The 19,548-nt window shown below is 70.7% G+C and carries 16 protein-coding genes; 13 read left to right on the top strand and 3 right to left on the bottom strand.

Annotated features, from left to right (window positions below; all coding sequences use genetic code 11):
- The first annotated feature begins 368 nt into the window (after positions 1 to 368).
- Both bglX and ACIBLA_RS05940 read left to right on the top strand, forming a co-directional pair.
- Positions 369 to 2,498: a beta-glucosidase BglX gene (bglX, locus tag ACIBLA_RS05945; RefSeq protein WP_363240847.1), complete on the top strand. Its 2,130-nt coding sequence runs from the start codon at positions 369 to 371 to the stop codon at positions 2,496 to 2,498.
- Positions 2,499 to 2,639: 141 nt separating this feature from the next.
- Positions 2,640 to 2,993 (top strand): GNAT family N-acetyltransferase, encoded by a 354-nt coding sequence (locus ACIBLA_RS05940; protein WP_363240781.1) that lies wholly within the window; start codon positions 2,640 to 2,642, stop codon positions 2,991 to 2,993.
- A 449-nt stretch (positions 2,994 to 3,442) separates the two neighbouring features.
- Here ACIBLA_RS05940 and gndA read toward each other — a convergent pair whose 3' ends face one another.
- The gene (gene gndA / locus ACIBLA_RS05935; RefSeq protein ID WP_399197874.1) at positions 3,443 to 4,882 is read right to left on the bottom strand and encodes an NADP-dependent phosphogluconate dehydrogenase; all 1,440 of its coding nucleotides are present in this window, start codon (positions 4,880 to 4,882) and stop codon (positions 3,443 to 3,445) included.
- A gap of 397 nt (positions 4,883 to 5,279) precedes the next feature.
- Here gndA and ACIBLA_RS05930 point away from each other — a divergent pair, with 397 nt between their 5' ends.
- The 8 genes from ACIBLA_RS05930 to ACIBLA_RS05895 all read left to right on the top strand — a co-directional run bounded on the left by ACIBLA_RS05930 (position 5,280) and on the right by ACIBLA_RS05895 (position 14,859).
- The gene (locus ACIBLA_RS05930) at positions 5,280 to 6,377 is read left to right on the top strand and encodes a DUF1996 domain-containing protein (protein ID WP_399197873.1); all 1,098 of its coding nucleotides are present in this window, start codon (positions 5,280 to 5,282) and stop codon (positions 6,375 to 6,377) included.
- A 151-nt stretch (positions 6,378 to 6,528) separates the two neighbouring features.
- A complete protein-coding gene (locus ACIBLA_RS05925; RefSeq protein WP_399197944.1) occupies positions 6,529 to 8,247 on the top strand; it encodes a discoidin domain-containing protein in 1,719 nt (572 codons plus the stop codon).
- Between the two features lie 517 nt (positions 8,248 to 8,764).
- Entirely contained in the window at positions 8,765 to 9,526 is a 762-nt protein-coding gene (locus tag ACIBLA_RS05920; RefSeq protein WP_363240784.1) for a DeoR/GlpR family DNA-binding transcription regulator, read from the top strand.
- A 135-nt stretch (positions 9,527 to 9,661) separates the two neighbouring features.
- On the top strand, positions 9,662 to 11,020 hold the full coding sequence (locus ACIBLA_RS05915; RefSeq protein ID WP_363240785.1) for a sugar ABC transporter substrate-binding protein: 1,359 nt from the start codon (positions 9,662 to 9,664) through the stop codon (positions 11,018 to 11,020).
- Positions 11,017 to 12,000, top strand: coding sequence for a sugar ABC transporter permease (locus ACIBLA_RS05910; protein ID WP_363240786.1), 984 nt, complete (start codon positions 11,017 to 11,019; stop codon positions 11,998 to 12,000). Before ACIBLA_RS05915 ends, ACIBLA_RS05910 begins: the two co-directional genes overlap by 4 nt.
- Complete coding sequence (locus tag ACIBLA_RS05905) at positions 11,997 to 12,923, top strand: carbohydrate ABC transporter permease (protein WP_363240787.1); 927 nt, start codon at positions 11,997 to 11,999, stop codon at positions 12,921 to 12,923. The genes ACIBLA_RS05910 and ACIBLA_RS05905 overlap by 4 nt, the downstream gene beginning before the upstream one ends.
- Positions 12,920 to 13,909: a zinc-dependent alcohol dehydrogenase family protein gene (locus tag ACIBLA_RS05900; RefSeq protein WP_363240788.1), complete on the top strand. Its 990-nt coding sequence runs from the start codon at positions 12,920 to 12,922 to the stop codon at positions 13,907 to 13,909. Before ACIBLA_RS05905 ends, ACIBLA_RS05900 begins: the two co-directional genes overlap by 4 nt.
- Positions 13,906 to 14,859, top strand: a complete 954-nt coding sequence (locus tag ACIBLA_RS05895; protein ID WP_363240789.1) for a carbohydrate kinase — start codon at positions 13,906 to 13,908, stop codon at positions 14,857 to 14,859. The genes ACIBLA_RS05900 and ACIBLA_RS05895 overlap by 4 nt, the downstream gene beginning before the upstream one ends.
- 106 nt (positions 14,860 to 14,965) lie before the next feature.
- On the opposite strand, the gene ACIBLA_RS05890 is transcribed toward ACIBLA_RS05895, so the two are convergent.
- Complete coding sequence (locus ACIBLA_RS05890; RefSeq protein WP_399197872.1) at positions 14,966 to 15,571, bottom strand: MFS transporter; 606 nt, start codon at positions 15,569 to 15,571, stop codon at positions 14,966 to 14,968.
- Here ACIBLA_RS05890 and ACIBLA_RS05885 point away from each other — a divergent pair.
- The 3 genes from ACIBLA_RS05885 (at position 15,558) to ACIBLA_RS05875 (ending at position 18,208) form a co-directional block, all read left to right on the top strand.
- A complete protein-coding gene (locus tag ACIBLA_RS05885) occupies positions 15,558 to 15,980 on the top strand; it encodes a CoA transferase (protein ID WP_399197943.1) in 423 nt (140 codons plus the stop codon). The genes ACIBLA_RS05890 and ACIBLA_RS05885 overlap by 14 nt on opposite strands.
- Positions 15,980 to 16,822, top strand: coding sequence for a citryl-CoA lyase (locus ACIBLA_RS05880; protein ID WP_399197871.1), 843 nt, complete (start codon positions 15,980 to 15,982; stop codon positions 16,820 to 16,822). The genes ACIBLA_RS05885 and ACIBLA_RS05880 overlap by 1 nt, the downstream gene beginning before the upstream one ends.
- Before the next feature lie 81 nt (positions 16,823 to 16,903).
- A complete protein-coding gene (locus ACIBLA_RS05875) occupies positions 16,904 to 18,208 on the top strand; it encodes an ROK family transcriptional regulator (RefSeq protein ID WP_399197870.1) in 1,305 nt (434 codons plus the stop codon).
- Between the two features lie 49 nt (positions 18,209 to 18,257).
- Here the strand turns inward: ACIBLA_RS05875 and ACIBLA_RS05870 are convergent, their stop codons facing one another.
- On the bottom strand, positions 18,258 to 19,421 hold the full coding sequence (locus ACIBLA_RS05870; protein WP_399197868.1) for a LacI family DNA-binding transcriptional regulator: 1,164 nt from the start codon (positions 19,419 to 19,421) through the stop codon (positions 18,258 to 18,260).
- Positions 19,422 to 19,548: the final 127 nt, after the last annotated feature.

The following is a 19,548-nucleotide window of genomic DNA, read 5'->3' as shown; positions in this document are numbered from 1 at the left end:
TCGTCTCCGCTGCTGAAGATGATCGTGGCCAAGGCGTCGCAAAATGTATCGCACGGCGTGCGAGCCACGAGGCGGAACCGGGGGCGTACGGCCCGGCCGGACGCGAGCACTGACGCCGACCCTCCGGTCTCAACCCTCGGTACGAGGCGGCGCGGCCCCCTCATTACGATCGGTGCGACCGCCGTCGCGGCAGGGGCGCGCCGGCACGCGCGCCCGCCGCCACCGGCGGCCCCGCACCCGCCACCGAGAGGACTTCAGTCGTGCAAGCCGCCACCCCGGCCAACGCCCCGGGCAGTTCCCCCGACAGCCCACCGGCACAGGCCGGGAACGATCCGTACGACCGTCCCGTCGCCGAACTGCTCGCCCGGATGACCGACGACGAGAAGCTCGGCCAGCTCCAGCAGCTGGCCTGGGCGGGAGCCACCGGCCCCGGCGGCACCCAGACCCGCGAGGCCGAGGAGGCCGCCCGCGCGGGCCTGTTGGGCTCCGTACTCAACATCCACGGGGCCAAGGAGAGCAACGCCCTCCAGCGGATCGCCGTCGAGGAGTCCCGGCTCGGTATCCCGCTGATCTTCGGTCTCGACATCATCCACGGCTTCTGGACCACCTTCCCGATCCCGCTCGCGCAGGCGGCGAGCTTCGACCCGGCGGTGTCCGAGCTGGACGCGTCGGTCTCGGCGGCGGAGGCCCGGTCCAACGGGGTGCACTGGACGTTCGCGCCGATGATGGACGTGACCAGCGAGCCGCGCTGGGGCCGGATCGCCGAGTCCGGCGGTGAAGACCCGTATCTGAACGGCGTGTTGGCGGCGGCCAAGGTCCGCGGCTACCAGGGCGGCGACCTGAAGGCGAAGGACCGGATCGCCGCCTGCGCCAAGCACTACGTCGCGTACGGCGGTGCAGAGGGCGGCCGGGACTACAACACGGTCGATGTGTCCGAGGCCCGGCTGCGCAATCACTACCTGCCGCCGTTCAAGGTGGCCGTGGACGCCCAAGTTGCCACCGTCATGGCCGCGTTCAACACCATCAGTGGTGTCCCCGCACACGGCAACGAGCACACCCTCACCCGGATCCTCAAGCAGGACTGGGGATTCGACGGCTTCGTCGTCAGCGACTGGTCCGGCGTCCAGGAGTTGATCCCGCACGGGTTCGCCGCCGACGGCGAGGACGCGGCCCGCCTCGCGCTGGGCGCCGGTGTCGACATGGAGATGGTCAGCACCCATGTCGCCGACCACGGAAGGACGTTGCTGGACGAGGGACGGATCGACGCCGCGCGGCTGGACGACGCGGTGACGCGCGTGCTGCGCGTCAAGTTCCGCCTCGGCCTCTTCGACGACCCGTACGTCCCCGAACACGCCGAGATCGCCGGCCCGACCGCCGAGGCCCGGTCGGCCGCCCGCACGGCCGCCGCTCGCTGCATGGTGCTGCTCCGGAACGAGGGCGGCGCGCTGCCGCTCGCCAAGAGCGCCGGCTCCCTCGCCGTCGTCGGGCCGTTCGCCGACTCCGACGACCTCCAGGGCACCTGGGCGGGACCCGGCGCGGAGAAGTTCCGGTCCGTCACGGTGCTCGATGCCGTACGGGCCGCCGTACCCGGCGCGGAGGTGACCCACGCGCTCGGTATCGACGCCGCCGGCCAGGACACCGGCACGATCCCGGCCGCCGTCGCCGCGGCGCGGGCCGCCGATGTCACCGTCGTCGTCGTGGGGGAGAGCCCCGAGATCAGCGGCGAGGCGAACTCGCGCAGCGACATCGGACTGCCGGGCCGCCAGGACGAGTTGATCGCGGCCGTCGCGGCCACGGGCAAGCCGTACGTCGTCGTCCTCGTGAACGGCCGCCCGCTCGCCCTCGGCGACTGGGCCGACGGCGCCCCCGCCGTACTGGAGGCGTGGCACCCCGGCATGGAGGCCGGGAACGCGATCGCCGACGTGCTGTTCGGCGACGTCGACCCCGGTGGCCGGCTCCCGGCGTCCTTCCCCCGTACGGTCGGCCAGATCCCGGTCCACTACAACCACGAGCGGACCGGCCGCCCCTACGACCCCGCCGACCCGGACCAGCGCTACGTCTCCCGGTACCTGGACGTGCCGGACGGCCCGCGCTACCCGTTCGGTCACGGCCTGAGCTACACGACCTGCACACTCACCGAGCCCTCGCTCAGCCGGACCTCGATCGCCGCCGCGTCCCTGCGCGAGGGGGACACGGTGGAGGTTGCCGTCACCGTACGCAACACGGGGGAGCGGGACGGTGACGAGGTCGTCCAGCTGTATCTACACGACCCCGTCGCGAGCATCGTGCAGCCGGTGCGGCGACTGCGCGGATTCCGCCGGGTGGGTGTCGCGGCCGGGGAGTCCGTCACGGTGAGCTTCAGCCTCGGCGCCGAGGACTTCGGCTTCTGGACGAACGATCCGGAGGGCCGGTTCCTGGTGGAGGAGGGCACGGTCGACATCATCGTCGGCACCAGCTCGACCGCCACGGCCAAGTGCGTCCTGACCATCACCTCCTGACGCGCCCAGGGGGCGGGGCGCCCGCTTGCCCCTCGTAGCGGCCCGCCGGATGATTCCGGCGGGCCTCTTCCTTGTACGGAGAGCACCCGTAGAGCATCCCGAGAACGCCTTCTCCGACGACCCCAGGGAGACGACCCGCCCATGGCAGAGACCGACATCCGCGACGACCGGGCGCAGGGCCGGCTGGAGGCGTACGAGGGCGACGAGCTGGTCGGCGTCGTCGGTTATTTCGTGCTGGCCGGTGCCCCCGCCGCCCTCGTGGCCGTACACACGGTGGTGGAGCGTGGTCACGAGGGCAAGGGCATCGCGGGCGCGCTGGTGAAGGAGTTCTACGAGACGGCGGCCCGCGAGGGCGTCCCCGTCGTACCGCTGTGCCCGTACGCCGCCAGGTGGGCGCAGCGCCACCCGGACGAGGTGGCCGTGGCGCCCGTGGCGGCCGAGGAGACGGTACGCGCCGCCGAGGCCCGGCTGAAGGCGGACTCCGGGCGCTGGTGAGGCCGGCGCGGGCCATGGGCCGGGCCGTGCGCGGGCCGATCATGAGTGGACCCGGCGCGCGTGGGCACGCGCATCGGGAGACATTGGGAACGCACGAGTCCGTACTTTTGGAGGACTGGCATGACCCATCCGCATCCCGACCCCGTACCGCCCACGCCCACCCCGCCGCCGGGGCCGCCCGGTCCGGGCCCCGGTCCGGGACCGCTGCCGGGCCCGGCGCCCGTTCCCTCGCCGCCGCCCGGGCCGTCACCGGACCCGATCCCCAGCCCGCCGGGCCCCGATCCGGTCCCGGACCCGGAGCCCCAGCCGGGGCCGCTCGGCTGACGCGCGCGTGCGTGCACGACCGGACCCGGACCACGGCAGGGCACCAACGACCTGGCGCCGACGGGTCAACATCCCGCCGGCGCCAGGTCGTTCAGGGGCAGAGAGCCCCGGTCAGCTGTCAGCCGTCAGCCCGAGACCTCGGAGCGGTCGCCGCCCCACAAGGTGTGGAACGCCCCCTCGCGGTCCGTACGCCGGTACGTGTGCGCACCGAAGAAGTCCCGCTGCCCCTGCGTGAGCGCGGCCGGCAGCCGCTCCGCGCGCAGCGCGTCGTAGTACGAGAGCGCCGCCGCGAAGCCCGGCGTCGGCACCCCCTGCCGCACGGCCGTCGCGATCACTTCGCGCCAGTCGTCCTGCGCCGCGCCGATCTCCTCGGCGAACTGCTTGTCGGCCAGCAGGCTCGGCAGATCGCGCTGCGCGTCGTACGCGCCCCGGATCCGGTCCAGGAAAGCTGCCCGGATGATGCAGCCCGCCCGCCAGATCGCGGCGACCGACCCGAGGTCGATGTTCCAGCCGTACTCCTCGCTGCCCGACTGGATCTGGTGGAAGCCCTGCGTGTACGACACGATCTTCGACGCGTACAGCGCCTGCTCGACCCGGTCCGCGAAGCGCGCCGCCTCGTCCTCGCTCAGCGCCGTCGCCGTCGGGCCCGGCAGCGTCCGTGAGACCTCCCGCAGCGCGGCGTGCCCGGAGAGCGAGCGCGCGAAGACCGCCTCGGCGATGCCGGAGACCGGCACACCGAGATCGAGGGCGATCTGCACCGTCCAGCGTCCGGTGCCCTTCTGCTCGGCCTGGTCGACCACGACGTCCACGAAGGGCTTGCCCGTCGCTGCGTCCTGGTGGGCCAGCACCTCGGCCGTGATCTCGATCAGATACGAGTCGAGCCGCCCGGTGTTCCAGGTCCGGAACGTCTCGGCGATCTTCTCGGGGGAGTAGCCGGCGACGGCGCGCAGCAGGTGGTACGCCTCGGCGATCAGCTGCATGTCGGCGTATTCGATGCCGTTGTGGACCATCTTCACGAAGTGTCCGGCGCCGTCGGGGCCGATATGGGCCACCGTGGGGGCGTTGTCCGGCGCCTTCGCGGCGATGCGCTCCAGCAGCGGGCCGAGCGAGGCGTAACTCTCCTTGGACCCGCCCGGCATGATGCTCGGTCCGTGCAGCGCGCCCTCCTCGCCGCCGGAGATGCCCACGCCGACGAAGTGGATGCCGCGCTCGCGCAGCTCCTTCTCACGGCGCCTGGTGTCGGCGAAGTGTGCGTTGCCGCCGTCGATGATGACGTCGCCCTCTTCGAGCAGCGGGGCGAACTCCTGGATCACGGCGTCGGTCGGGTCGCCGGCCTTCACCATGATGACCAGGCGGCGCGGGCGCTCCAGCGCGGCGACGAACTCCTCCGCCGATTCCGCGGGAACGAAGACGCCTTCGTCGCCGAACTCCTCGACCAGGGCGCGGGTCTTCGACGCCGTGCGGTTGTGAAGGGCGACGGCGAAGCCGTTGCGGGCGAAGTTCCGGGCGAGATTGCGGCCCATCACCGCGAGCCCGGTGACGCCGATCTGGGCAGTACCACTCATGCGTGTGCTCCTGGGTCTCCGTCGGATGTACCTCGTCCGGCGGCAGGGGTACGTACCGGCGGACGTGGGCGTTCATCGATCTTCAAGCCGCCCGCATTCTTCCGCATTCCGGGCCGGGCGCGTCGGGTCCGTTCATCTCTTGGGCAACCGCGGGGTCCGTACGGCCCATCGTTCACCAACTCTTGACACTCTCTCAGCGGCGGCGTAACACTGGCCTGGCTTTGGAGAGCGCTCTCCCGCAGTGATCCCACTGAGATCCACCGAGATCCGCTGAGATCCCACGCGATCCGGGCGTTCCGGGATCCAGGGCCGCTCTCCGCGGTGCACCGTCCAGTACCACTCTCTCCCCCCACCGCATACGGCCCGTATGCGGACGAAGAGCGGCATGGAGGTCCGCATGGCCGAAAGACTCCGCAGAACCACCCTGGTGTCCGCGTTGCTCGTCTTCACCGCCCTGGCCCTGGTGGCCATGGGGCTGACCGCGATCACGGACACCGCCACCGCCGACCCGAAGAGCGACCGCGGCACGACGGCCGCGTCCCACGCGGGACACCAGATGCCCCCGGCCGTCCCCGTCCCCTCCGGGGACGACCCCGACGGCGACGGCTACATACCGGCGAACCCGCCGGTCACCGGCGTCGTACCGTCGGACGAGATACCACCGCACCGCTACTTCCACGAGTTCCAGGCGAACTGCGACGTCACTCACACCAGGCCGGACGACCCGATCGTCTACCCCGGCCGGCCCGGCGCTTCGCACGACCACACCTTCATGGGCAACCGGACCACCGACGCCAACAGCACCACGGCCTCGCTGGACGCCGGCACCACCGCGTGCAAGGCGCCGGGGGACCGGTCCGCGTACTGGATGCCGACCCTGCTCAACGGGGACGAGCCGGTACGGCCCGTCGGCCCGCAGACCATCTACTACAAGGCCGGGGTCACCGACTACCGGACCGTCCGGCCGTTCCCCAAGGGCCTGCGGTTCGTCGTCGGCAGCCCCACCCAGACGGCCGAGGAGTTCCGGAACCATCCGGGCTGGGTGGAGGGCTGGGAGTGCGGTGAGTCGTACAACAACACCGAGATCCCGGTCAGTTGCCCGGCCACCCGTGATGTCCAGCTCAACCTCCGCTTCCAGGCGCCCAGTTGCTGGGACGGAAAGTATCTGGACACCCCGGACCACAAGAGTCACATGGCCTATCCGCTCGTCCAGGGCGCCAACCAGGACGTCTGCCCGACGTCGCACCCGGTGGCGCTGCCGATGGTCGAGTTCAAGATGGCATGGCCGGTGAACGGGGACATGTCCAAGGTGAGACTCGCGAGTGGGACGGGGCACTCGTTCCACTACGACTTCTTCAACGCCTGGGACAACGCCACGCTGGGCGCCATGGTCAACCACTGCGTTGTCGGCGGCCTCCAGTGCGACGCACGCGGTTACGACCAGAACAACCCCGGTGCCGGTGCCGCCCTGAACGAGGACTACGAACTGCCCTGACCGGGCCGCTCTCCCGTCGGGGCGTACTCCGTCCTGGCGGGAGAGCGCTCTCCCGCGCTCTTCGCGCTGCCCCCGCCCGCACTCTCCCCACAGGTGACTCATGAGCGATACAAGACTTCTCCCGAGACTCGCACCCGGCCGCCTGCGCGCCATGGCATCGGTCGCCGCCACCGCGCTCCTCGCCGCCCTCGCCGTGACCGTCCCGGCCGCCGCCCCAGCCCAGGCGGCCGGCAGCGTCGTCAAGGTCACCGGATCCCAGGGCGCCTGGCAGTTGACCGTCGACGGAGCGCCGTACCAGGTCAAGGGCCTGACCTGGGGCCCCGCCGTCGCCGACGCCGGAAAGTACATGCCCGACGTGGCCTCCATGGGCGTCAACACCATCCGGACCTGGGGCACCGACGGCACCACCAAGCCCCTTCTCGACTCGGCCGCCGCCAACGGCATCAAGGTCATCGCCGGCTTCTGGCTCCAGCCCGGCGGCGGCCCCGGAAGTGGTGGATGCGTCAACTACCTCACCGACACGCAGTACAAGAACGACATGCTCGCCGAGTTCCCCAGGTGGGTGGAGACCTACAAGGACCACGCGGGCGTACTGATGTGGAACGTCGGGAACGAGTCCGTACTCGGCCTGCAGAACTGCTACAGCGGCGACGCCCTGGAGCAGCAGCGCAACGCGTACACCACCTTCGTCAACGACATCGCCGAGAAGATCCACTCCGTGGACCCCAACCACCCGGTGACCTCGACCGACGCCTGGACCGGGGCCTGGCCGTACTACCAGCGCAACTCGCCCGACCTCGATCTGTACGCGGTCAACTCCTACGCCGACGTGTGCAACATCGAGGAGGCCTGGAACGCCGGCGGCTACACGAAGCCCTACATCGTCACCGAGGGCGGCCCCGCCGGTGAGTGGGAGGTGGACGACGACGTCAACGGCGTGGCGTCCGAGCCCGCCGACACGGCGAAGGCCCAGGGCTACAAGGACGCGTGGAACTGCGTCACCGGCCATGAGGGCGTCGCGCTCGGAGCGACCCTCTTCCACTACGGCACCGAGTACGACTTCGGCGGCGTCTGGTTCAACCTGCTGCCCGCGGGCCAGAAGCGCCTGTCGTACTACGCGGTGAAGGAGGCGTACGGCAGGAGCACCGCCGGCGACAACAAGCCGCCGGTGATCTCGGACATGGCCGTCGACGGCGCCACCGCCGTGGCCGCCGGACGCCCCTTCAAGGTCACGTCGGACGTGACGGACCCGAACGGTGACGCCCTGACCTACGAGGTGCTGGTCAACAGCAAGTACATCGACAACAGCGGCCAGTTGACCCCGGCGCGATTCACCCCCGAGGGCAACGGGGACTTCACCGTGACCGCGCCGGACAAGCTCGGCGTGTGGAAGGTGTACATCAAGGCGTCCGACGGCAAGGGCAACGTGGGCATCGAGACCAGATCCTTCAAGGTCGTGCCACCGCCCGTCGACGGCACCAACGTGGCCAAGGGGAAGCCGGCCTCGGCGTCGTCCTTCCAGCCCGACAGCGTCGGCTGCCCCTGCCCGGCGGCCAACGCCGTCGACGGCGACTTCGGCAGCCGGTGGGCCAGCGACTGGTCCGACCCGCAGTGGATCCAGGTCGACCTGGGCGCGCGCACCGGCTTCAAGCATGTGCAGCTCGCCTGGGAGACCGCGTACGCCAAGAGCTACACCGTCCAGACGTCCGACAACGGGCAGGACTGGAGCACGGTGAAGACCGTCACCGGGGGCGACGGGGGCATCGACGACATCGAGGTCACCGGTGCGGCCCGCTATGTGCGGGTGAACGCGACCGAACGCGGCACCGCGTGGGGCTACTCGCTCTACGAGTTCGGGATCTACAGCTGATCGACAAGACACCCCCTCGGCGCGGTGGTCCCGCTGGGGGTCGCGGAGGACCCGTGGCCCGCAGCGGGCTTCCGCCTGCCCGCTTCGGTCACCGCCGTGCCCGTATGCCGCCCGAATGCGGCGCGTGGGTCGGCCACGATTCGAGCGTGGGTCGAATGTGCTTCGTACACGCTTCGCACCTGGTTCCTACGTGGTCCGTACATGTTTCCGTGCCCGTTTCGCTGACCGTTTTGGGGGGTCGGACGGGACGCAGCTCACGTTTAGGCGGCCCATCGGCGGAAGCCCGTCCGCCACTTCGGGCACCGTTCGGGCGTCGATCGGCGTCAATCGGGCACGGGACCGGGCTTCCGAGGGGGTTACCCCGCGTACGACCAGCATTTACGCTCCTGAGCAAACGGGCATGAACGGTCACACTCAAAGCGGCGAAGAGCCTGGTCGAGCCGGGGCTCTTGCTTGTACAAACGACCCATGAGCCCGAACGGGTGCTGAGCCGCAGCAGAGCAGGGAAGTGTGTGTCGTGGACACGGACGAGCGCCGACGAGAGATTCTTGAGATCGCCCGACGTGACGGGTCGGTGGAAGTCACCGCGCTGGCCGCGAAGTTGAGCGTGGCCAAGGAGACCGTCCGGCGCGATCTGCACGCCCTGGAGGAGCACGGCCTGGTACGGCGTACCCACGGCGGCGCCTATCCCGTGGAGAGCGCCGGCTACGAGACGACCCTCGCCGTGCGCACCACCCGCCTCGTCCCGCAGAAGTCGCGCATCGCGGCAGCCGCCGCCGACCTCATCGGCGACGCCGAGACCGTCTTCATCGACGAGGGCTTCACCCCGCAGCTCGTCGCCGAGGCCCTGCCCAGAGACCGGCCGTTGACCGTCGTCACCGCGTCACTGGCGGTCGCCAACGGACTGGCCGACGCCGACAAGATCGCCGTCCTGCTCCTCGGCGGCCGGGTGCGCGGCGGCACCCTCGCCACCGTGGACCACTGGGCGACCCGGATGCTCGCCGACTTCGTCATCGACCTGGCGTACGTCGGCGCGAACGGCATCTCGCGCGAGTACGGGCTGACCACCCCCGACCCGGCCGTCAGCGAGGTGAAGGCCCAGGCCATGCGCAGCGCGCGGCGCAAGGTGTTCGCCGGGATCCACACCAAGTTCGGCGCCGTGAGCTTCTGCCGGTTCGCCGACGTCGGCGACTTCGAGACGATCGTCACCGACGTCGGACTCCCGTCGGCGGAGGCGCAACGCTATTCGCTGCTCGGCCCCCAGGTCATCCGCGTCTGACGTGCCCCGACCGACCCCGGAACCCCCGCCGCACAGGCCAGGGGGCGGGACCCGTACGGCCACGGGACGCCCCCGAGATCTTTTCCGCACTCCCAGCCATCAGCAGTTACCCCACCAAATGATCAGGAGATTCTCATGGCCCTCCAGCAGCGACGACGTGGAATAGGCGTACGTGTGGGCGCGGGAGCGGCCTTGACGGCACTCCTCGCGGGGTGCAGCGGCGCGGGCGGCACCGCCTCCGACGGCGGTGACACGCTCAACGTACTGATGGTCAACAACCCGCAGATGGTCGAACTCCAGAAGCTGACCGCCGCGAACTTCACCAAGGACACCGGCATCAAGGTCAACTTCACGGTGCTGCCGGAGAACGACGTACGCGACAAGATCAGCCAGGACTTCTCCAACCAGGCCGGTCAGTACGACGTCGCCACCATCAGCAACTTCGAGGTGCCCTTCTTCGCGAAGAACGGCTGGCTGCACACGCTCGACGAGTACGCGCAGAAGGACAAGGCCTTCGACCAGGGCGACATCCTCAAGCCGCTCCAGGAGTCCCTGACGGCGGAGGACGGCAAGCTCTACGGCCAGCCGTTCTACGGCGAGTCGTCCTTCCTCATGTACCGCAAGGACATCTTCGAGAAGAAGAACCTGAAGATGCCCGCCAACCCCACCTGGCAGGAGGTCGCCGACCTCGCGGCCAAGACCGACGGCGCCGAGAAGGGCATGAAGGGCATCTGTCTGCGCGGTCTGCCCGGCTGGGGCGAGGTCATCGCCCCGCTCACGACCGTCGTCAACACCATGGGCGGCACCTGGTTCACCGAGGACTGGGAGGCGCAGCTGACCTCGCCCGAGTTCAAGAAGGCCACCAAGTTCTACGTCGACCTCGTACGTGAGCACGGCGAGGCGGGCGCACCGCAGGCCGGTTACGCCGAGTGCCTCAACAACATGACGCAGGGCAAGACGTCCATGTGGTACGACGCCACGGCGGGCGCCGGTTCGCTGGAGGCGAAGGACTCCCCGGTCAAGGGCAAGATCGGCTATGTGCCGGCGCCCGTCGACAAGACGGACAGCTCCGGCTGGCTCTACACCTGGGCGTGGGGCATGCAGAAGGCGTCCAAGAACACGGACAACGCCTGGAAGTTCATCTCCTGGGCGTCCAGCAAGGAGTACGAGGAGCTGGTCGGCAAGGAGATCGGCTGGTCCAACGTCCCGGCGGGCAAGCGCGCTTCGACGTACATGAACGCCGAGTACCGCAAGGAGGCGGGCGCGTTCGCGGACGTCACCTCGGAGGCGATCTCCAGCGCCAACCCGCGTGACCCGGGCACCCAGCCCCGCCCGACCGTCGGTATCCAGTTCGTCGGCATCCCCGAGTTCACCGACCTCGGCACGAAGGTCTCGCAGGAGATCAGCGAGGCCATCGCCGGCCGCCAGTCCGTCGACGACGCCCTTGAGGCCTCGCAGAAGCTGGCCGAGAAGGTAGCCGAGGAGTACCGGTGAGCACTTCCGTCAGCGACGCGCCGGCCTCCGCGCCGGACCCTTCCCCACCGGCCAAGTCCCGCCCCCAGGCGGGGTCCCGGTCGGGCCGGGCCCGCGAATGGGCCACCCGCGCCCCCCTTCTGCCGGCGCTGATCTTCCTCATCGCCGTCACCCAACTGCCGTTCGTGGCAACGCTGTTCATCTCGCTGTTCGACTGGAACTCGCTCAACCCGGACGCCCGCAGCTTCTCCGGGCTCTCCAACTACGGCTCCGTGTTCACCGACGCGGACCTGCGTGACTCGGTCTTCACGACGATGCTCCTCACCGCGACCGTGGTGATCGCCAGCGTCGTGCTCGGCCTGCTGCTCGCGCTGCTGCTCGACCGCAAGTTCATGGGCCGCGGACTGGTCCGTACGCTGCTCATCACGCCGTTCCTGCTGGTGCCCGTCTCGGCCGCGCTGCTGTGGAAGCATGTGCTCTACAACCCCGAGTACGGCCTGTTGAACGGCGGTTGGGCCTGGTTCACCGGACTGTTCGGCGTGGAGAACGCCTCGCAGCCCGACTGGATCTCGGACATGCCGCTGCTCGCCGTCGAGGCGTCACTCGTCTGGCAGTGGACGCCGTTCATGATGCTCATCCTGCTGGCGGGGCTGCAGAGCCGCCCGCTGGACATGATGGAGGCGGCGCGCCTCGACGGCGCCAACGCCTGGCAGATGTTCGCCTTCCTGACCCTGCCGCATCTGCGCCGCTACCTCGAACTCGGCGTCCTGCTCGGCTCGATCTACATCGTGCAGAACTTCGACGCCGTGTTCACCATCACCGCGGGCGGACTCGGCACCGCCAACCTCCCGTACACCATCTACCAGACCTTCTACCAGGCTCACGAGTACGGACTGGCCTCCGCGGCAGGCGTGGTCGTCGTGATCGGCACCATCGTGATCGCGACCTTCGCCCTGCGCGTCGTCTCGTCCCTCTTCAGTGAGGAGGCGAAGCGCGCATGAGCACACTCTCCGAACCGAAGACCGCCGACACCCCCGACGCCCCCGGCAAGGCGTCCACCCCCGTACAGCGCCAGCACAAGTACAGCCCCGAGGGCAGGCGCGCCAAGCGGCGCTCCACCGCACTGGGCCTGCTGGCCTGGGTGGTCGGAGTCGTCTTCTGCTTCCCCGCGCTGTGGATGTTCCTCACGTCCCTGCACTCGGAGGCGGACGCGGCGACCAACCCGCCGTCCCTCACCGCGCCGCTCACCTTCGACAACTACAGCGCGTTCTTCGGCTCCGACGGCGGGGCGAGCCCCTGGCCGCCGCTCATCAACTCGGTGACGGCGTCCGTGTTCTCGACCCTGTTCGTCCTCGTGCTGGCGCTGCCGGCGGCGTACGCGCTGTCCATCAAGCCCGTCCGTAAATGGACGGACGTGATGTTCTTCTTCCTCTCCACGAAGATGCTGCCGGTCGTCGCCGGACTGCTGCCGGTGTATCTCTTCGCCAAGAACGTGGGGATGCTGGACAACATCTGGCTGCTCGTCATCCTCTACACCTCGATGAATCTGCCGATCGCGGTCTGGATGATGCAGTCCTTCCTCGCGGACGTGCCGGTCTCCATCATCGAGGCCGCACAGGTGGACGGCGCCCGGCTGCCCACCGTCCTGATGCGGGTGGTGGCGCCCGTCGCCGCGCCCGGTATCGCCGCCACGGCGCTGATCTGTTTCATCTTCAGCTGGAACGAACTGCTCTTCGCCCGGGTCCTGACCGGCGTGACAGCGCAGACAGCGCCCGTCTTCCTGACCGGATTCGTCACCAGCCAGGGCCTCTTCCTCGCCCAGCTGTGCGCCGCTTCCGTCGTCGTGTCCCTGCCGGTGCTCGCCGCCGGCTTCGCCGCCCAGGACAAGCTTGTCCAGGGCCTTTCTCTTGGAGCCGTCAAATGAGGGCAGCGATCGTCGAAGGTGTCGGCAAGGTTTCCGTCACCACTGTCCCCGACCCGACTCCGGGCCCGCGCGATGTCGTCGTGTCCGTCGCCGCCTGCGGCATCTGTGGCACCGATCTGCACATCCTCCAGGGCGAGTTCGCGCCGACCCTGCCGATCCTGCCCGGCCACGAGTTCGCCGGTGAGGTCGTGGGCCTCGGGTCCGAGGTCACGGAGCTGGCGGTGGGCGACAAGGTCGCCGTCGACCCGTCCCTGTACTGCAACGAGTGCCGCTACTGCCGGGCCGGGCGCGGCAACCTCTGCGACCGGTGGAACGCCATCGGCGTCTCCGTACCGGGCGGCGCCGCCGAGTTCGCCGTGGCGCCCGTGGCCAACTGCGTCAAGCTCCCCGACCATGTGGACGTGCGGGACGCGGCGCTCATCGAGCCGCTGTCCTGCGCCGTACGCGGCTACGACGTGATGAGCAGCACGCTCGGCGCCGAGGTGCTGATCTACGGCTCGGGCACGATGGGGCTGATGATGCTGGAGCTGGCCAAGCGCACCGGCGCCGCGGGTGTCGACGTGCTGGACATCAACCCCGAGCGTCTGGCCACCGCGTCCATGCTCGGCTGTTCCCGGACCGCCGCATCGGCCGATGAGTTCGAGCGGCCCGGCGGCTGGGAGATCGTTATCGACGCGACCGGCAACGCGGGCGCCATCCAGGACGGCCTCGGCCGCGTGGCCAAGGGAGGAACGTTCCTGCAGTTCGGGGTCTCCGACTACGCGACGACGGCGGTCATCGAGCCGTACAAGATCTACAACCAGGAGATCACCATCACCGGCTCGATGGCGGTGCTGCACAGCTACGAGCGCGCCGCCGCACTGTTCGCCGCCGGAGTCCTGGACCCCGCGGTGTTCATCAGCGACCGGCTGCCGCTGGAGGAGTACCCGAACGCCATCGAGCGGTTCAAGGCGGGCCAGGGCCGCAAGATCGTGGTGGAGCCGTGACCGACGCTCCCGGCGCGGCACCCGACCCCGTCAAGGGTCGGGGCGCCGTCCTGGTGCTGGGCGAGGCGCTGATCGACCTGGTGCCCACCGGCGACGACGCGGAGGAGCACCGGGCCCAGCCCGGCGGCGCCCCCGCGAACGTGGCCACCGGACTGGCCCGGCTGGCCACGCCGAGCTGGTTCGCCGGCGCCCTCGGGAACGACGGCTTCGCCCGGTCGATCGAGCGTCGGCTCGTCAGGGCGGGAGTCGAACTCGGCCTCTGCGCCCGCCCGGACCTCCCCACGGCGCTGGCCGTCGCGGACCCGGGCCCCGAAGGGACCGCGTACCACTTCCACCTCCAGTCCACGGCCACCTTCCAAGTGCCCCGGCGCATGGACGTGGAGCGCTTCGCGGCCGTGTACGTGGGCGGCCTCGCCGCAGTCGTCGAACCCGCGGCCTCGGCCGTGGCGGTGACGGCGCGCGCGGCGGCGGCCGGGAGCCCGCTGCTGGTGGTGGACCCGAACGTGCGCGAGGACCGCACCCTCGACGCGGAGAGCGGGAGACAGCAGCTGCGCGAACTGTGCGAGCTGGGCCAGGTCGTCAAGGCCAGCGACGAGGACCTGGCGCGTCTGTGGCCGGACACGGCACCGGACGAGACGTGCCGCAGGCTTGCCGCCGACGGCCGCCTGGTGGTCCTGACCAGGGGATCGCGGGGGAGTACGGCCTACACCGGCTCCGCCGCACCGGTCTCGGTGCCCGCGCTGCGGGTCGAGGTGGTCAACACCATCGGTGCGGGTGACGCCTTCATGGCGGCCATGATCACCTGGATGGTCGCGCACGGCGTCCACCCGGGCGGCGCACGGGAGTTCACCCCGGCGTTCGCCGAGGAGATGCTGGGCTTCGCCTCACGGGTGGCGGCCTCCGTGGTCGCCCAGGCGGGCACCGAGCCGTCACTTCCGGAACGTGTCTGACGCTCCGTCAAAATGTCGGAGCAACGCCCGTTACCGGCAGCGGTGTTGACCGCTGCCGGTGACAGCCGCGTACAGGCTCGCCCCGTATCAACCGTCGAGGATCAAGTCAGGTGCTTGAGACTCTGCGGCTCGGCCGGGGACTGGGTGTGACCTCAGCGTCTTCGATGTGCCGTGTCTCCCTCGCCAGGGCCACTGTCCCCGCGGTGAGCCCGCTCATCAGCGCGATGAAGACGACCACCCCGGCCACGCTGTGGTCGAACCAGAGCAGCAGTGCCGTGGCGAGCATCGGCGCGAGCCCGCCCGTCAGGACCGTGCCGATGTTGTTGGCGACACCGACCGCGCTGAACCGCACCTTCGTGTCGAAGAGTTCCGCGAAGAACGCGGGCTGCGAGCCGAGGACGGCCGACTGCCCGACGCCGAGCGTGACCAGCAGGGCCAGCCAGACGAGCGCGGTGTTGCCGCCGTCGACGATCGCGAAGAACGGCCATGCCGCGACCAGCAGCACCAGCGCCCCGCCGATCGACACGGGCCGCCGTCCCACGCGGTCCGAGAGCGCGCCGAACGCGGGTACCGTCACCAGCTTCACGGCCGCCGCGATCGAGATCCCGCTGAGCAGCGCGGCGGTGGACAGGCCCCGGTCCTCGGCGTACACCACCGAGAAGGTGCCGAAGATGTAGTAACAGGAGCAGTTCGCGACCCTGTGCCGCCTCATCGGCCGCGACGAACTGCTCGTCGACCCGCGCTTCGCCCACCCCGCCGACCGCAAGACGTACCGCGAGGAGTTGCGCGCCGAGGTCGAGGCCGGGCTCGCGCGGCGCACCGCCAAGGAGTGGGAGGAGATCCTCTCCGACGCGGGCGTCCCGGCGGCCCGCGTTCTGTCGGTCCCGGACGCTCTCGGCCTGGAGCAGCTGACCGCCCGCGGTTTCCTCCACCGCGTCGCCTTCCCCGACGGCCGCGACCGCCCCCTTGAGGTCCTGGGCAGCGCGATCCAGGTGGACGGCGAACCAGCGGGACCGGGCCTTCCGCCCCCGCTCCTCGGCGAGCACACGGACACAGTCCTGGCCGAACTCGGTTACGGGGACCGGGAGATCGAGGAAATGCGAGCGAAAGGAGCGGTGTGATGAGCGAGGTTTCCGTACCCGAGGGTCTGATCGAACAGGACCGGGTCACCGACTGGTGGTCCACCGCCGTGAGCCGCATCCGTCCCGGCGAGATCCTGCTGCGCGGCTACCCCGTCGAGCAGTTGATCGGCCGCGTCACCTTCGCCGAACAGATCTGGCTGATGCTGCGCGGCGAACTGCCAAGCCCCGTACAGGGCAGACTCCTTGAGGCCGCCCTCGTCGCCGCCGTCGACCACGGCCCACAGGCGCCGTCCATAGCCGCCGCCCGTATGGCCGCCACCTGCGGGGTCGGCCTCAACAGCGCGGTCGCCACCGGCGCCGGCATGCTCGGCGACACACACGGCGGGGCGGGCCAGCAGTGCATGGCGATCCTGGAACGCGTCGTCGCGGGCGCACAACCCCAGGACGTGGTGGCGGAGTTCAGGGAGCGAAGGGCATACGTCCCCGGCTTCGGCCACCGCTTCCACCCGCACGACCCCCGCCGCGATCCGCTGCTCGCGCTGGTCCGGGAGGCGGTGGACGCCGGGGAGTTGCCGGGCCGGGCGCTGACCGCGGGCCTCGCGCTCGAAGCGGCCCTCGCGGAGGGCCGTGCGCGCCCGGTCCCGATGAACATCGACGGAGCGACCGCCATCATCTACGCCGAGTTGGGCTTCCCCGCCGAACTCGGGCGCGGCCTGTTCGTGCTCTCCCGCAGCGTCGGTGTCCTCGCACACGCCTGGGAGGAGTACGAGGGCGGAGCGCGGATCAAGGGACCGCTGCCGAGGCCGCTGCTGGCGGGGTACCACGGGGCGGCGCCGCGTGATCTGTGTTCGGGAGCCGAACGGGGTCGTCCCAGGGGTTAATTCATACCGTGACTTAAGGGATGAGGGAGGAGCGCGTCAAGGTCCGGGACCTGGGTATGTTGCCTGCCGGGAGGGACCACCATGGCCGAACGGGACAGAAGAACAGCGCGTGACCTGCGCCGGGGCAACCGGGCAAGGGTGTTGCGACGCCTGTACTTCGACGGGCCCCTGAGCCGTCAGGAACTCGGCCCCGCCACCGGCCTGAGTTCAGGTTCCATCAGCAACGTCGTTGCCGAACTCGCCGCTGAACGCCTCCTGGAGGAAGCGGGCATCGTCGACTCCGACGGCGGCCGGCCGCGCACGCTGCTGCGCGTCGCGCCCGGCGGCGCGCTCCTCATCGGCATCGACATCGGGGAAACCCGCGTCCGCGTCGAACTCTTCGACCTGTCCCTGACCGAACTCGCCCGCACCGAAAGGCTGCTGGCCCAGCACGGCCACGACGTCGAGCGCATCGTCGCGCACGTCCGCACCGGCGTCGCCCATGTCCTGCGGGACGCCGGGGCCGACCCGCGCGAACTCCTCGGCATCGGCGTCGGCGTCCCCGGCATCGTCGAGCGCGACGGCCCGCGGGGCGCGGTCGTGCACGGACAGACCCTGGGGTGGACCGCCGTCCCCTTCGGGCAACTGCTGCGCGCCGCCGTCGACGTACCCGGCGAAGTCCCGTTCTTCATCGACAACGGCGCCAAGACGCTGGGGCAGGCCGAGATGTGGTTCGGCGGCGGCCGGGGCACCGGCACCGCCGCCATCGCCCTCATCGGCTCCGGAATCGGCGCCAGCGTGATCCACGAGGGCGAAGGCGGCACGCTCGACGAGAGCCGGCGCGGCAGCGCCCTCGAATGGGGGCACACCACCGTGCAGTTGCGCGGCCGGCGCTGCCGCTGCGGCTCCATCGGCTGTCTGGAGGCGTACGCGGGCGCCGAGGCGATGCGCGAACGCTGGCAGGAGGCGGGCGGGCCGCTGCCCGCCGACGCGGACGACGAGACGGCCCTCGCGGCCCTGCTGGCCGCCGCGTTCCCGCCCCCCGGCGGACCCGCGCCCGACCCGGTCGCCGTGTCACTGCTCGACGAGACGGCGGAATGCCTCGGCGCGGCCGTCGCCGACCTGATCAACCTGTTCCTGCCCGAACGAGTGCTTCTCGGTGGCTGGGCCGGACTCCAGCTCGGCCCGCACCTGCTGCCCGGCATCCGCCGCCACGCCGCCGAGTACGCGCTGCGGCACGCCGCGGCGCGGGCGACGGTGGAGATGGGCCGCCTGGGCCCCGACGCGGTCACGGTCGGCGCGGCGACGCTGCCCCTGTCCGACTTCCTGGCCCGCGGGGGAACCCGCCCCCTGCCGCCGGTCGCGGACGGCGGACCGCCGCGGCGGTGGGCTTCCGCCCCGACGTAGCCGGGTCCGATACCCGTCCGGCGATTGAGGCCAGGACCCGGCGGCCAAGTCAGGCCGAGGCCCTGACAATCAACGTCGGTTCGAAGATCACCGACGTCACCGGGCGGTGCGGTCGGGACAGCCGGTCCAGCAGCAGCCGCGCCATCTCCGCCGCCATGTCCTCCACCGGCTGCCGCACCGTCGTCAGCGGAGGACGGCAGGACGCCGCCGCGCGGCTGTCGTCGAAGCCGATCACCGCGACGTCGTCCGGCACCCGCCGCCCCCGCTCGCGCAGGACCCGGCACGCGCCCACGGCCATCAGGTCGTTCCCCGCGAACACCCCGTCCAGATCCGGGTGTTCGGCGAGCAGCCGCTCCATCGCCGCCGCACCGCTCTCCTCGGTGAACTCGCCCTCGGCGACCGGCACATACGGATGCCCGTGCCGGGCCATCGTGTCCCGGAAGCCCGCCAGCCGGTCCTGCCCCGCCGGTATGTCGAGCGGCCCCGCGATCGTGGCGATCCTGCGGCACTGGCGGGCGAGCAGATGCTCGGCGGCCAGGCGGGCGCCGTCCTGGTGGGCGAGGTCGACGTAGCTGATCCTGACCGGACGGGCGGGGCGCGCGTACAGGACGGCGGGCAGACCCGCGTCCGTGATCAGCGCGGGCAGCGGGTCCTCGGCGTGTGTCGAGACGACCAGGGCGCCGTCGGCACCGCCCTGACGCAGGTACGACACCACCTCGTCCCGCGCGCGCGACGTCTCGGCGAACATCAGCACCGGGTGAATCCCGTGCGGGCGCAGGAAGTTGACGACACCCGTCACCACCCGGCCGAAGAACGGGTCGGCGAAGACCTCGGTCATGAAGGAGCCCACGCCGCCGTCGAATCCGGCACTCTGCCGGCCGCCGCTCGGGCCGCCGTTCCCGTTTCCGTTCCCGCCCGTCGTGTCGGCGGCTGACTCGCCGGACCCCGCCGTCGCCGCGACCGGCGGCGGGTCGTCCCCCGCGCCCGACACCACCAGCGCGATCGAGTCGGCCTTGCGCGTGACCAGCGAGCGGGCGGCGCGGTTGGGCGTGTAGCCGGTGACGGCCACGGCGTCCCGTACAGCCGCCTGGATCACCGGGTCCACGTTGCGAACGCCGTTGATGACACGGGAGACCGTGGCGCGCGAGACTCCGGCCGCCTTGGCGACGTCCTCCAGCGTGGGCGCGCCGGACGCTCGTGAGTCCTCCGTCATGAGCGCCTTTATAGCATCAGCGGAGAGCGCTCTCCGTCGACGGACCCGCGCTGAGCGGCCCGTTCGCGGTCACCGTCAGTGTCGTGCGCAGCGGCAGCTCTTCCGCCGAGGAGCCCGCCAGGAGCGT

It is taken from the genome of Streptomyces sp. NPDC050433, assembly GCF_044458565.1.
GTDB lineage: Bacteria > Actinomycetota > Actinomycetes > Streptomycetales > Streptomycetaceae > Streptomyces.
Note: the sequence above shows the minus strand (reverse complement) of the source record. Positions and strands in the feature narration are given on the sequence as shown.